This is a genomic window from Paracoccus sp. (in: a-proteobacteria) (assembly GCF_030538495.1).
Classification (GTDB): Bacteria; Pseudomonadota; Alphaproteobacteria; order Rhodobacterales; family Rhodobacteraceae; genus Paracoccus.
Genome location: NZ_JAUNTW010000004.1, coordinates 158,905 through 171,850 on the forward strand (window position 1 = coordinate 158,905; position 12,946 = coordinate 171,850).

Consider the following 12,946-nt stretch of genomic DNA (forward strand, 5'->3'; position numbering starts at 1 on the left):
AACTGTAGGTTAATTGATGAATCAGCGATGCGGATGGTGCGGGGATGACCCGGTTTATGTCGATTACCACGATCACGAATGGGGCGTGCCGGTGCGTGATGGGCGGCAATTGTGGGAATTGTTAACGCTGGAATCGTTTCAGGCGGGCCTGTCATGGATCACAATTCTGCGCAAACGTGACGCATTTCGGCAGGAATTTCAGGGCTTTGATCCGGTTCAGGTCGCCCTGTGGGATGACGCCCGGATCGCGCGCGCCTTAACCAATCCGGGCATCGTCCGGCATCGCGGCAAAATCGCCAATACGGTAAAAACTGCACAGCTTTTTAATCAATTTGATTCAACCGAAGCGTTTGCCGATTACCTCTGGTCCTTTACCGGCGGGCAGGTCGTGCAAAATAACTGGCCCGATTTGTCGCATGTGCCGGCATCCACCCCCGAATCAACCGCGATGTCAAAATCGCTGCATGACCGAGGGTTCCGATTCTGTGGGCCGGTGATCTGTTATGCGTTTATGCAGGCGGCGGGGATGGTGAACGATCACGTCACCACCTGCCACCGTCATGCGCCGGTCAGGGCGCTGTCATCTGCATAATCAAGGCCTTGGCCGCGTCGGAATCCCATTCGGCATCGCCCAGGTAACGCGCGACTTCGTTCCCGTCGCGGTCGATCAGCACCGTGACCGGCAGCCCCATCACACCCATATCGCGCGCCATCTGCTGCCGGTTATCCAGCAAAACCGGCAGGTGTTTCACGCCGACCTCATCAAAGAACGCGGTGATGCGGTCCACGGAATTGCGGCCGGTGGCGATGGTCACGACCTGAAAATCATCGCCGCCCAATTCGGCTTGCAGGTTGTCTAACGCCGGCATTTCGTGACGGCAGGGGGCGCACCAGGTTGCCCAAAAGTTCAGCAACACCACCTGACCGCGCCAATCGGCCAGACTGTGCGTGCCGCCGTCGGGGTCGGTAAAATCCACATCGCTGACGGGTTTCGGCGCATCCGCAACGATCAGCTTGGACAGGCCGCCATCCCGCGCCGCCTGCCAATCGGGTTCCGCGGCCAAGGCGGTGTTTGCACCCAAAACCAGTGATGTATAGAACAGGAACGAACGCAGCATTTTGATCTCCGAAGGACTGACCATGACTGAACGGCCCGACACCGCAGACGCCGCCAACACCATGTGGGGCGGACGATTCGCCGCAGGGCCGGACGCGATTATGGAGGCGATCAACGCATCCATCAGCTTTGACCAGCGGCTTTATGCCCAAGACATCCGGGGCAGTCAGGCCCATGCCGCCATGCTGGCCGCACAAGGTATCATCAGCGATACCGATGCGCAGGCCATCCGTGAAGGGCTTATCACGGTCTTGTCAGAGATCGAGGCCGGAAATTTCCCCTTCCAGACCGCGCTTGAGGATATTCACATGAATGTCGAAGCCCGGCTGAAGGACCTGATCGGTGAACCGGCGGGGCGGCTGCACACAGGCCGGTCGCGCAATGATCAGGTCGCAACGGATTTCCGCCTGTGGGTGCGCGATCAATGCGACGCCGTAATGGCGGGGCTGACCGCGCTGATCAACGCGGCATTGGGGCAGGCGCAGGCGGGGGCCGATTGGGTCATGCCGGGATTCACCCATCTGCAAACCGCGCAGCCGGTGACATGGGGGCATCACATGATGGCCTATGTCGAAATGTTCGGGCGCGATCTGTCACGGTTCCGCGATGCGCGGGCGCGAATGAACGAATCGCCTCTGGGGGCTGCGGCCTTGGCCGGGACGGGCTACAGGATTGACCGCAACGCGACGGCGCAGGCATTGGGGTTTGACCGCCCCATGGCCAACAGTCTGGATGCCGTCAGCGACCGGGACTTTGCGCTGGAATTTTTGTCCGCCGCCAGCATCTGCGCGGTGCATCTGTCGCGTCTGGCCGAAGAACTGGTGATCTGGTCATCGGCGCAATTCCGGTTCGTGTCCATGTCGGACAAATGGTCCACCGGGTCGTCGATCATGCCGCAAAAACGCAACCCCGACGCGGCGGAACTGATCCGCGCCAAAATCGGCCGGATTCTGGGGTCCACCGTGGCGCTGTTCACGGTGATGAAGGGCCTGCCGCTGGCCTATTCCAAAGACATGCAAGAGGATAAAGAACAGGTCTTTGACGCCGCCGATAACCTGATGCTGTCGCTGGCGGCTATGGCGGGGATGCTGTCGGACCTGACCGCGAATCGCGACCAGATGGAGGCGGCGGCATCGGCGGGCTTCTCCACGGCCACCGATCTGGCCGATTGGCTGGTGCGCGAATTGGGCCTGCCGTTCCGCGACGCCCACCATGTCACCGGATCACTGGTCGCAAAGGCCGAATCGGCGGGGATCGACCTGCCCGACCTGACGCTGGCCGACATGCAGGCGGTGCATCCCGGCATTACGCAGCAGGTTTATGGCGTGTTGGGCGTGCATAATTCCGTCGCCTCGCGTCAAAGCTATGGCGGCACCGCCCCGGATCAGGTCCGCGCCCAAATCGCCCGCTGGCAGGCCGCACTGAATCCGTGACCGCCCGCCCGCGGCACGGTCGCGATCTGAGTATTTGGACACAGAAGAAGCCACGCCGTCGCACATCATGCGCAACCGGGGTTTCTTCTGTGCATAAATACTCAAAAACGCACCGCCGCGTCTGGGTGGGGCGGTGCAAAAGGGGCGCTTGCATGGCGGCGGGCGGCCCATCATAAACGCGCGGAACATGCGGGGAATAAACATGCGACTGGCTGTGATTGCGCTGATGCTGATGGGGGTGGCGAGCTGTGGGGTGGATGGCCCCCCCGAACGCCCGGTTGAGCAGCAATTTGGCGTCACCATCGGCGGGCAGGCGCGTATTGGCGTGGCGGGACGGCTGTAATGGATCATTTTCACTATCAAAACGGGGTGTTGTGCGCCGAGGATGTGCCGCTGTCGCGCATCGCGCAGCAGGTCGGGACGCCGGTTTATGTCTATTCCGCCGCGACGCTGACCCGGCATTTTGGGCTGTTTCAGCAGGCGCTGAACTGGACCGATCATTTGGTCTGCTTTGCGGTCAAGGCCAACAGCAATCTGGCGGTGCTGAAACTGCTGGGCGATCTGGGCGCAGGTATGGATGTGGTGTCGGGCGGCGAATATGCCCGCGCGCGTGCTGCCGGGGTGCCGGGGGATCGCATTGTGTTTTCGGGCGTCGGCAAGACTTTGCCCGAAATGCGCATGGCAATCGACGGCGGCATCCGTCAGATGAATCTGGAATCCGAACCCGAAATGCGCGCGCTGTCAGAACTGGCCGCGTCCATGGGCGCTGTCGTGCCGGTTGCGGTGCGGGTCAACCCGGATGTGGATGCCAAAACGCATGAGAAAATCGCCACCGGCAAGTCCGAGAATAAGTTTGGCATCCCGATTGCGCGCGCGCGTGAGGTTTATGCCGAAGCCGCGCGTCTGCCGGGTCTGCGCGTCGTGGGCATTGATGTGCATATCGGCAGCCAGTTGACGGATTTAGAGCCCTATCGCGCGGCCTATGGCAAGGTGGCGGAACTGACGCAGGCGCTGCGGGCGGATGGGCATGACATCAGCCGTCTGGATCTGGGTGGAGGGTTGGGCATCCCCTATCGCCGCGACAACAACGCGCCGCCTCTGCCCATCGAATACGGGCAGGTGATCCGCGACACCGTGGGGCATCTGGGCTGCGAAATTGAGATTGAACCGGGCCGCAACATCGTTGGCAATGCCGGGGTTCTGCTGTCGGGCGTGATTTTCGTCAAACAGGGTGAGGGGCGCGATTTCCTGATTCTGGATGCCGCGATGAATGATCTGATGCGTCCGGCGATGTATAACGCGCATCACGATATTGTCCCGGTGGTGGAGCCGGCGGTCGGGGCGGCGGTTCGGCCCTATGACGTGGTGGGGCCGGTCTGTGAAACCGGCGATACGTTCCAAAAGGGGGCCGAATTGCCCGAAATGGCGGCCGGTGATCTGGTCGCGTTCCGGTCGGCGGGGGCCTATGGCGCGGTGATGGCGTCGGAATACAACACGCGGCCATTGGTCCCCGAAGTGTTGGTCAGCGGCGATCAATTCGCCGTCATCCGCGCCCGCCCGACATATGACGACATTCTGTCGCGCGATATTATCCCGGAATGGATATAGCGCCGCACAATCGCGACAGGGCAGAACCGGGGGCCGACTGCCCCCGGACCCCCGTGGATATTTCCGCACAGAAGATAACCCGCCGCGCCCTTCACCTGACCCGTTGGGGGATGATCTGGGAACGGGTGGCGGCGGCGTTTTGGCCGCTGTTTACAGCCGTGGCGATGCTGTGGGCGGGGTTTGCTTTGGGCGCGGTTGCGGTTTTGCCGTGGCTGGCGGGCTTATTGTTTCTGGGCGTGATTGCGGCGGCGGTGTGGGGCGGGTTGCGGTTTCGGCCTGTGCGTGCGGCTCAGGTCGTGGATCGGTTGGATCGCAGTTTGCCGGGGCGTCCGCTGACCGCGCTGTCGGATCAGGTGGCGATTGGCGATGATGGCGCGTTGTGGCGCGCGCATCTGGCGCAGATGCAGGCCGTGGCGGGGGCTGCGCGCGCGGTGCCGCCCGATGCGGGGCTGGCGCGGCGTGATCCGCTGGGGCTGCGGCTGATGGGGGCTGTGGCCGCTGTGATGGCGATCCTGTTTGGCGGGGTGGCACAGATCGGGCAGGGGCTGAGCGCGATTGCCGCGACCGCGACGGTTTCGCGTCCTGCTCCGGTCGTTGTTGGCCCCGCTTGGGAAGGTTGGGCGGAACCCCCGGCCTATACCCGGCGTCCGGTGATGTATCTGAATACGCTGGAAGATGATGCGGTTGATCTGCCCAAGGGGTCGGTTCTGACCTTTCGCCTCTATGGTGGCGGGGCGGTGGTGCAGGATGTCGGGCCGGACCTGTCGGGCGGGGATGCGCCGTCGTTTCGGGCGGATCAGTCGGGCGTTGTGACGGTTGGGGATCGTCGGTTCGCGGTTTCGGTCGCGCCGGATGATCCGCCGGTGATCCAAGCCGGGGCGGCGCCCGTGCGGCGTGCCGATGGTCGGCTGGTGCAGGACTACACCGCCAGCGATGATCACGGTGTGGCCCATGCGCAGGCGGTTATTACGTTGGATTTACCGGCGGTTGACCGGCGGTTTGGTCTGACTGTCGCCCCCGAGCCGCGCGACGATCTGGACTTGAACCTGCCTTTGCCGCGTGGTGATCGTCGGCAGGTGCGCGGCGAGTTGGTGCAGGATCTGGCGCGGCATCCGTGGGCCAATCTGCCGGTGGTGCTGACCCTGCGCGCGGTTGATGGCATTGAACAAGTGGGGGAATCCGCGCCGATGCCCACGATCCTGCCGGGGAAGCGGTTTTTTCATCCTTTGGCCGCCGCGCTGATTGAACTGCGCCGCGACGTGTTGTGGTCGCGCGACAACGCCCCCCGCAGCGCCGAGATTTTGCGCGCCGTGACCTGGCAGCCTGATGGGTTTGTCGCGGATGATCTGTATGGTGAATTGCGCGGTGCGGTTCAGATGCTGGAAACGGGCCTGACCCCGGAACAGCGCGACCGGCTGGCCGATGCGTTGTGGCAGGCCGCGATGCAGTTAGAGGATGGCGGCTTGTCCGACGCGCTAGAGGCGATGCGCCAAGCCCAGCAAAAACTGTCCGAGGCGATCCGCCAAGGCGCCAGCCCCGATGAAATTCAACGGCTTATGGATGAATTGCGTGCGGCGACGGATGCCTATACCCGGATGCTGGCCGAACAGGATCAGCGCGACCCGGCGGAACGGTTCACCCGCAATCAGCAAAGCCAGCCCATCACCGGCGATCAGATTCAACAGATGATGGATGAGATTCAGCGTCTGATGAACGAAGGCCGCATGACTGAGGCGCAGGAATTGCTGAACCAATTCAATCGCATGATGGAAAATCTGCAAATCCGGCAGGGGGATGGCCGTGGGGGCGGCGATGGTCCGGGCGGCAGCGGCGCGCAGGGGCAGGCGATGAACCGGCTGGCCGATACGCTGCGCGATCAGCAAGATTTGTCGGATGATGCGTTTCGCGATTTGCAGGGATCGGGGCAGAGGCAGAGCGGTGATTTGGCCGACCGTCAGCGCGCCCTGCGTGAAGATTTGGGCCAGCAGCGCGGATTGCTGCCCGGTCAGGGATCGGATGCGGGCGACCACGCCGCGCGTGAATTGGACAATGCCGGTCGCGCCATGGAACAGGCCGAACGCGCTCTGCGTGACGGCGATACGGGCCGCGCGATGCAGCATCAGGCCGATGCGATTCAGGCGATGCGTCAGGGGATGCGCGCCTTGGGCGACATGCTGACGCCACAGCAGGGGGCGCAGGGGGAACCGGGCGAATCGTCGGATCAGGCGGGGGGGCAGGGCGCGGCACAGCGTCCGGCATTGGACCCGTTGGGGCGTCAGGCCGGAGGGGGCAGCACGATCACCAGCGACGACCCTCTGGCCGAAGGCGCAGACCCGGCGCGGCGGGCGCGCGATCTGCTGGACGAAATCCGCAGGCGCAGCGGCGAACGCGCGCGGCCTCAGACGGAACGTGATTATCTGGGGCGGTTGCTGGATCGGTTTTGAACGATGTTGGACACCGTTAAAGTGGGCGTTGTGATGGCTGGGGTGTTCGGCATCCCGTTCCTTATCGGGGATGCGCCGCTGGTTCTGATCGTGGCTCTGGTTGCGGTGTTTGTCGCGGCGGGGTTGTGGCTGGCGCATCGGTTGTTCGACGATTAACCGCGCGGGGGTCTTTAGTGTCCTGCTGATGCGGTTGCGTTGACCAACAGAGCGACGGCGCCCGAGGATAGTGCGGATGCCTCCGGCGGGGATATTTGGACACAGAAGATTTTGCGCGTTGCACCCCATACCGCACGGGCGGCACAGGCACACACCACCCCGCCGGCACATGCGGGCAAGGTGGTGTGGCATCTCCTGTGACGGCCATCGGCGTCCCCGCCTGTTCCGTATGCCTCTTATGACACGAAAGCGTTAAGAAAAGCCTAACGCCATTATCTTCTGTGTGAAAATATCCTGCGGGGGTCCGGGGGTGCAAAACCCCCGGCGCGTGAGGCATTAGACCACGCTGAAACCTTACCGCATCCCCGGCATCGACACGCGCGGGCGGGGGCAATCGCGGCGGGTGTCGGGGGCGCAGTCGCGCGGGTGCAGGTCGCGGGTCAGGCAGATGCGCACCTCTTGCAGGGCATCGCCGGAACAGGTCACGGTCACGCCGTCGGGCGACATATCGGGGTTGGATTCCAGAAAGGCGGCCTCGATCACGTTCGGGGGCAGGGTGATGTTGCGGGTCAGGGCCTGCAAAACGTCGGGGATGTTGACCGCATCCCATGCCTGCCGCGTCGTGTCGTAATAGCCCCGCGCCGACAGCCCGGTGCAGCGGCCATGTTTCTGCCATTGATACCAAGCCAGCCCGCCGGACCCCATAATATCCGCCATGGCCTGACTTTCGCGCCGCGCGGGGTCGCGTTCGGGGGTGGTGCAGTATTCCGGCCAGCCCTGTTCATATTGCGGCCACAGCCCGTGAACCGTGAATCCCAGCCCGCTGCCCCTGCGACATTCCGGGGCGTTGCGGGCGTCGCCCGTGCGGTCGCACCATGCCGGCGACCATGACAGCGCCAGCACGTAATAATCAAACTGCCCGGCCACGTCGCGCGCGGCAAGGGGGGCGGGCAGGGCCAGACACAGGGCGGCAAGACAGGCTTTCATACCCGCCACCATAACCGCAATCGCGCCGGGCGGAAACTGCGGAATTTGCTTTCCTTGGGGCGCGGGAAATGCTAAAGAAACCGGCAATTCCCCCGAAAACGTGGAATGACCTGCGGGTCGAATGCCGTTTTCCCGGCTTTTCCAGTCATGTTCGGGGCCGCGCCAAGGAGATGCACATGAACAAGCCGCTGATGGCCAAGGCAACCGCCGTGTGGCTGGTTGATAACACCACGCTGAGTTTTAAACAGATTGGTGATTTCTGTGGTCTGCACGAATTAGAGGTGCAGGGGATTGCCGATGGTGATGTGGCCGCGGGCGTCAAGGGCTATGACCCGATTGCCTCGCATCAGTTGGATGCTGATGAAATCAAACGCGCCGAGGCCAGTCCCACCTATAAGCTGCGCCTGAAGCACAACCCCGCGGCCGAGGGCGAAGAAAAACGTCGTGGCCCGCGTTACACGCCGCTGTCGAAACGTCAGGATCGCCCGATGGCGATTTTGTGGCTGGTCAAATTCCACCCCGAACTGGCCGATGCGCAGATTGCGAAACTGGTTGGCACGACGAAACCGACGATTGCCTCGATCCGGGAACGCACGCATTGGAACATTCAGAACATGGCGCCGATTGATCCGGTGGCCTTGGGGCTGTGCCGTCAGACCGAACTGGACGCCGCCGTTCAAAAGGCCGCGAAAAAGCGCGGGGGCGAAGGCGATGTGATGACCGATGACGAACGCCGCAAACTGGTCAGCACCGAAGCGTCGCTGTCGATGCCGGACGAACCGCGCCTGCCGTCGTCGATTGCCGGGCTGGAAAATTTCAGCCTGACCCGTGACGATGAAAAGCCGGAACCGGAACTGGATGCCGACAGCTTCTTCAACCTGCCGGATGGCGATGACGACGACGACGCCTGATCTGGTCCTGTTGGCCAGCGGGTATCATGCCGCTGAAATGAACCCTGCCGCAGCGTGTTTGCCGCGGCAGGGTTTTTTATTGTGCTGATGGATAATCAGATCCACGTCACGCATCAGAATTGGGCCGTGGGCATGGGTGGGATGCGGCTATGTGTGGCCGCATCGCAGGCTGATGAGGCCGCCCGGCTTTTGCGTGATCTGCCGCCGTCGCGCCGCCCGCGCCGGTCGTGGTATTACTGGGTAATCCTGACCCTGCGTGTGTGGTGGGGCGGGATGGGCGCCGCCCCGGTGCCGGTTCCGTCCGGCATCGTCCTGCGCCGGGATTAATCGCGCGATTAGTTGCGCCCGCGAATGGCGCGCACGCCCCAGATCAGGATGCAGGCGCCGATGATGCCGACGATCACCTGACCAATCGCGCCGCCTGCGGTGCTGCCAACCAGTGCGCGGAACAGCCAGTTGCCGAACACCGAACCGATGATGCCCAGCACGATGTTCATCAACAGACCCGTATTGGCCTTCATCAGATTTGACGCGATCCACCCCGCCAAACCGCCCAAAATGATCGACAAGATCAGCCCGAAACCTTCCATAACATGCCCTTTCTGGTCACAATTTCGGGAATAATGCGCGGCGGGGTGGTTGGTTCCGCCGCGCTGCGGGTCAAATCGACAGGCAGATATATTTCAGTTCGGTAAAATCATCCAAACCGTGATGGCTGCCTTCGCGCCCCAACCCCGACTGTTTCACGCCGCCAAAGGGCGCAACCTCGGTCGAGATGATGCCCGTGTTCACGCCGATGATGCCGTATTCCAGAGCCTCTTGCACGCGGGTGATGCGGCCAATGTCGCGGGCATAGAAATAGCTGGCCAGACCAAAGATGGTGGCGTTTGCCTGTTCGATCACCTGTTCTTCGGTGTCGAATTTGAACAGAGGGGCCAGCGGGCCAAATGTTTCTTCGGTCGCGACCTTCATATCGGTGGTGACGCCGGTGGCGACGGTGGGTTCGAAAAACAGCCCGTCCAGCGATTTGCCGCCGGTGATGATCGTGCCGCCCTTGGCCGTGATGTCGGCGATGTGGTCCTGCACCTTTTCCACGGCGTCTTTGTTGATCAGCGGCCCCAGTTTCGTGTCGCGGTCCATGCCGTCACCGATTTTCAGATCATCAACCGCCGCCGCCAGCTTTTTGGCAAAGGCGTCATAGACCCCGGCCTGAACGTAAATCCGGTTCGCACAGACACAGGTCTGGCCGTTGTTGCGGAATTTTGATGCAATCGCGCCCTGAACGGCGGCGTCCAGATCGGCGTCATCGAACACGATGAACGGCGCGTTGCCGCCCAATTCCATGCTGCATTTCAGCACCTGATCGGCGGCCTGTTTCAGCAGGATGCGGCCCACCTCGGTCGATCCGGTAAAGGTCAGTTTGCGCACCAGCGGGTTTTCGCAGAACTCCTTGCCGATGTCGGATGACCGCGACGACGGGATGACCGACAGGATGCCTGCGGGCAGGCCCGCGCGTTCACCCAGAACCGCCATGGCAAGCGCCGATAGCGGCGTTTCCGCCGCAGGCCGCACGACAAAACCGCAACCAACGGCCAAGGCAGGCCCCGCCTTGCGCGTGATCATCGCGTTCGGGAAATTCCACGGCGTGATCGCGCCCACCACGCCGATGGGCTGGCGAATGACGGTCAGGCGTTTGTCGGCCTGATGACCGGGAATGGTTTCGCCATAGAGCCGCTTGGCCTCTTCCCCGAACCATTCGATGAAGGACGCGCCATAGGCGATTTCGCCTTCGGCCTCGGTGATGGGTTTGCCGCCCTCGGCGGTCAGGATTTTCGCCAGATCGGCTTTGTGGTCGATCATCAGGTCGAACCATTTGCGCATAATATTTGCGCGTTCTTTGGCCGGGCGCGCGGCCCAGTCGCGCATCGCATCCGCCGCCGCCGTGATGGCACGGGCGGTCTCGGCCCGGCTCAGATCGGCCACATGGGCGATCACATCGCCGCGCGCGGGGTTGGTCACGGGAAAGGTCGCGCCGTCATCGGCATCCACCCATTCCCCGGCCACAAAGGCGCGGGTTTCCAGCAGGCTGGGATCGGTCAGCAGGGATTTCAGATTCGTGTCGGTCATGGTCGCCCCTTTGGTTTGGGGCATGTGACCACGCCGCCGCCCAGTTGTCAAAGCGGCGCAGGTCACGCGCGGGTGAATATATGTGAAGCCTGCGTGTGGAACGCGCCCCGGCGGCCTGCGTTATCCCGCCAGCAAATCAAGGAGATATGATATGCGCAAGCTGTTCATGACGACCGCCGCCGCCCTGACGCTGACGGGTGCCGCATTCGCCGAAACCGCCGCCACGGCGGCCACCGATCTGAATGTGCGGTCGGGGCCGGGCGTGTGGCATGATGTGGTCGGCACGCTGACCGCAGGTCAAGACACCACCGTTCTGGGCTGTATTGAATCGGCCAACTGGTGTCAGGTGACGGCGGGCGAGCTGACCGGCTGGTCCTATGGCGATTATCTGAACGTCGCGCAGGGCGATCAGGTGGTTGCATTGTATCCCAACCGTCAGGTGGTCGGCGTCACCGTGATCGAGGCCCCCGCCACCGATAACACCGCCCAAAACACCGCCGTGGGTGGCGCGACGGGCGCGGCCATGGGCGCATTGGTCGGCGGTCCGGTTGGCGCGGTCGCGGGTGCCGTGATCGGCGGAACCGCAGGCGGCAGCGCGACCGTTGTTGCCCCCGCCGAGGCTGTAACCACCTATGTCACCAGCCACGAGGTCGCTCCGGTGATCCTGGACGGTGAAGTCGTCGTCGGCGCGGGCGTCCCCGACAGTGTGACCATCTACGACATCCCGGATCAGCCGGATTATCGTTATGCTGTGATTAACCGTCAGACGGTCTTGGTGAACCCAGACAGCCGTCAGATCGTTTACATTTATCGCTGATCCCTCTTGGCGATTATGGGGGCGGTGCCGAAAGGCACCGCCCTTTTTTTACGCTATTGTGGCGACGGCTAATAAATGCAAAGCTGATCTGATGTCGAAAGGACGCCTGGTGTTAACACTTTGCCATGTCGTCCTATATCGCAGTTCCGCATTACTGCCCGCACAATCCGAACCGGAACGCGACATGATTAAATGCGCGCGGATTAAAAACGCCGGATTGCAAATCACCGGCTTTCTGCATCGCGAACATGACATTTATTATCAGTGGCTTGAGGGTCCGGCCGAACATGTCGGCCCCTTGGCGGATGTGATCGCCATGGATCCGCGCCATGCCGATTTTGACATTCTGCACCGCGCGGCCAATCAACCGCGCCGCTTTGCCGATTGGGCTATGGGATATTCCGACGCTCAGCAAACATCGCTGTTTGATTGGGCGTCACAGATGGATGTGTCGCTGCGTCGCATCAATCCGGCGCAGATTTTGAATTTCCTGACCGGACAGGCGGCATTGCAGCGGGCGGGCTGACATGCCGTGCTGTTAACGATTGAAAGGACGCCTGATGCTGACACTCTGCCACGTCGTCCTGTATCGCAGCGTGGCGGTGTTGCCCGCCGAATCCGAGGCCGAACGCGACATGATCCGGCGCGCGCGGATCAAGAATCGCGATCTGTCCGTCACCGGATTTCTGCATCGCGAATATGACGTTTATTATCAGTGGTTTGAAGGTCCGGGCGAAAAAATCAACGATCTGATGACGGTGATCACCGCAGACCCGCGCCATTCGGGCGTCGACATTCTGCACCGCGCCGCCAATCAGCCGCGCCGCTTTGCCGATTGGGCGATGGGGCATTCCACCACAGAACACACATCGCTGTTTGATTGGGCGTCACAGGCGAATGTGTCGCTGCGTCGTATCAACCCGGTCCAGATTTTGGATTTCCTGACCCGGCAGGCGGAATCGCAGCGGGCTGCATCTCAGACATGAAAAAACCCCCGCAGCAGGGTGCCGGGGGGCGTTTCATCTGGCTGGGCCGGGGGTTACCCCATGCGCGCGATGTGGTCGATGTCAGCGCGGCACAAACCAATGTCGTTCAGTTCGCGTTCCGACAGACGGTCCAATTCGCGGCGGGTGATGCGGGCATCGTTCCACGCGGCGAACAGGGCCTGAATCCGCGCGACAAAACCGCCAAAACCACGCGCGGCGTTGCCGTGGGTCATGTCGATCGTCGTCATCATATCACCTGTTCATCAATGGCCCCGAATGGGCCGTTTTCGATGCCCCGGATATAGATGCTGCACCGCAGAAAAAACAGCCTTGCCAATGTCAAAGCCGCTATGCAGTTTC

16 protein-coding genes are annotated in these 12,946 nt (G+C 62.3%); 11 read left to right on the plus strand and 5 right to left on the minus strand.

Annotated elements, in window-relative coordinates; all coding sequences use genetic code 11:
- Nucleotides 1–16: 16 nt before the first annotated feature.
- Nucleotides 17–592 (plus strand): DNA-3-methyladenine glycosylase I, encoded by a 576-nt coding sequence (locus Q4G20_RS05255; protein WP_303342328.1) that lies wholly within the window; start codon nucleotides 17–19, stop codon nucleotides 590–592.
- Here Q4G20_RS05255 and Q4G20_RS05260 read toward each other — a convergent pair.
- A complete protein-coding gene (locus tag Q4G20_RS05260; RefSeq protein ID WP_303342329.1) occupies nucleotides 570–1,118 on the minus strand; it encodes a TlpA disulfide reductase family protein in 549 nt (182 codons plus the stop codon). The two genes, Q4G20_RS05255 and Q4G20_RS05260, sit on opposite strands and share 23 nt — an antisense overlap.
- A 22-nt stretch (nucleotides 1,119–1,140) precedes the next feature.
- Here Q4G20_RS05260 and argH point away from each other — a divergent pair, with 22 nt between their 5' ends.
- From argH to Q4G20_RS05285, 5 genes are all read left to right on the plus strand, one after another.
- Nucleotides 1,141–2,550: an argininosuccinate lyase gene (argH, locus tag Q4G20_RS05265; RefSeq protein ID WP_303342330.1), complete on the plus strand. Its 1,410-nt coding sequence runs from the start codon at nucleotides 1,141–1,143 to the stop codon at nucleotides 2,548–2,550.
- 202 nt (nucleotides 2,551–2,752) lie between these two features.
- Nucleotides 2,753–2,893 carry a hypothetical protein gene (locus tag Q4G20_RS05270; RefSeq protein ID WP_303342331.1) on the plus strand — a complete coding sequence of 47 codons (141 nt, stop codon included), beginning with the start codon at nucleotides 2,753–2,755 and terminating at the stop codon, nucleotides 2,891–2,893.
- A complete protein-coding gene (gene lysA / locus Q4G20_RS05275; RefSeq protein WP_303342332.1) occupies nucleotides 2,893–4,158 on the plus strand; it encodes a diaminopimelate decarboxylase in 1,266 nt (421 codons plus the stop codon). Before Q4G20_RS05270 ends, lysA begins: the two co-directional genes overlap by 1 nt.
- 53 nt (nucleotides 4,159–4,211) lie before the next feature.
- The gene (locus Q4G20_RS05280; RefSeq protein WP_303342333.1) at nucleotides 4,212–6,602 is read left to right on the plus strand and encodes a DUF4175 domain-containing protein; all 2,391 of its coding nucleotides are present in this window, start codon (nucleotides 4,212–4,214) and stop codon (nucleotides 6,600–6,602) included.
- Between the two features lie 3 nt (nucleotides 6,603–6,605).
- Nucleotides 6,606–6,758, plus strand: coding sequence for a hypothetical protein (locus Q4G20_RS05285; protein WP_303342334.1), 153 nt, complete (start codon nucleotides 6,606–6,608; stop codon nucleotides 6,756–6,758).
- Between the two features lie 354 nt (nucleotides 6,759–7,112).
- Here Q4G20_RS05285 and Q4G20_RS05290 read toward each other — a convergent pair whose 3' ends face one another.
- Nucleotides 7,113–7,745 carry a ribonuclease T2 gene (locus tag Q4G20_RS05290; protein ID WP_303342335.1) on the minus strand — a complete coding sequence of 211 codons (633 nt, stop codon included), beginning with the start codon at nucleotides 7,743–7,745 and terminating at the stop codon, nucleotides 7,113–7,115.
- A gap of 176 nt (nucleotides 7,746–7,921) precedes the next feature.
- Between Q4G20_RS05290 and Q4G20_RS05295 the strand changes: the two genes are divergently transcribed.
- Together Q4G20_RS05295 and Q4G20_RS05300 are read left to right on the plus strand one after the other, a co-directional pair.
- On the plus strand, nucleotides 7,922–8,656 hold the full coding sequence (locus tag Q4G20_RS05295) for a DUF1013 domain-containing protein (RefSeq protein ID WP_303342336.1): 735 nt from the start codon (nucleotides 7,922–7,924) through the stop codon (nucleotides 8,654–8,656).
- An 87-nt stretch (nucleotides 8,657–8,743) separates the two neighbouring features.
- Nucleotides 8,744–8,983 (plus strand): hypothetical protein, encoded by a 240-nt coding sequence (locus Q4G20_RS05300; protein ID WP_303342337.1) that lies wholly within the window; start codon nucleotides 8,744–8,746, stop codon nucleotides 8,981–8,983.
- An 8-nt stretch (nucleotides 8,984–8,991) separates the two neighbouring features.
- On the opposite strand, the gene Q4G20_RS05305 is transcribed toward Q4G20_RS05300, so the two are convergent.
- Both Q4G20_RS05305 and Q4G20_RS05310 read right to left on the minus strand, forming a co-directional pair.
- Nucleotides 8,992–9,246 carry a GlsB/YeaQ/YmgE family stress response membrane protein gene (locus Q4G20_RS05305; RefSeq protein WP_303342338.1) on the minus strand — a complete coding sequence of 85 codons (255 nt, stop codon included), beginning with the start codon at nucleotides 9,244–9,246 and terminating at the stop codon, nucleotides 8,992–8,994.
- 70 nt (nucleotides 9,247–9,316) lie between these two features.
- A complete protein-coding gene (locus Q4G20_RS05310) occupies nucleotides 9,317–10,783 on the minus strand; it encodes an NAD-dependent succinate-semialdehyde dehydrogenase (RefSeq protein WP_303342339.1) in 1,467 nt (488 codons plus the stop codon).
- Nucleotides 10,784–10,934: 151 nt separating this feature from the next.
- Here Q4G20_RS05310 and Q4G20_RS05315 point away from each other — a divergent pair, with 151 nt between their 5' ends.
- The 3 genes from Q4G20_RS05315 to Q4G20_RS05325 all read left to right on the plus strand — a co-directional run bounded on the left by Q4G20_RS05315 (nucleotide 10,935) and on the right by Q4G20_RS05325 (nucleotide 12,586).
- Nucleotides 10,935–11,600, plus strand: coding sequence for a DUF1236 domain-containing protein (locus tag Q4G20_RS05315; protein ID WP_303342340.1), 666 nt, complete (start codon nucleotides 10,935–10,937; stop codon nucleotides 11,598–11,600).
- 109 nt (nucleotides 11,601–11,709) lie between these two features.
- A complete protein-coding gene (locus Q4G20_RS05320) occupies nucleotides 11,710–12,126 on the plus strand; it encodes a BLUF domain-containing protein (protein ID WP_303342341.1) in 417 nt (138 codons plus the stop codon).
- Between the two features lie 34 nt (nucleotides 12,127–12,160).
- Nucleotides 12,161–12,586 (plus strand): BLUF domain-containing protein, encoded by a 426-nt coding sequence (locus tag Q4G20_RS05325; protein WP_303342342.1) that lies wholly within the window; start codon nucleotides 12,161–12,163, stop codon nucleotides 12,584–12,586.
- Between the two features lie 53 nt (nucleotides 12,587–12,639).
- On the opposite strand, the gene Q4G20_RS05330 is transcribed toward Q4G20_RS05325, so the two are convergent.
- Nucleotides 12,640–12,834, minus strand: coding sequence for a DUF1127 domain-containing protein (locus Q4G20_RS05330; protein ID WP_303342343.1), 195 nt, complete (start codon nucleotides 12,832–12,834; stop codon nucleotides 12,640–12,642).
- Nucleotides 12,835–12,946: the final 112 nt, after the last annotated feature.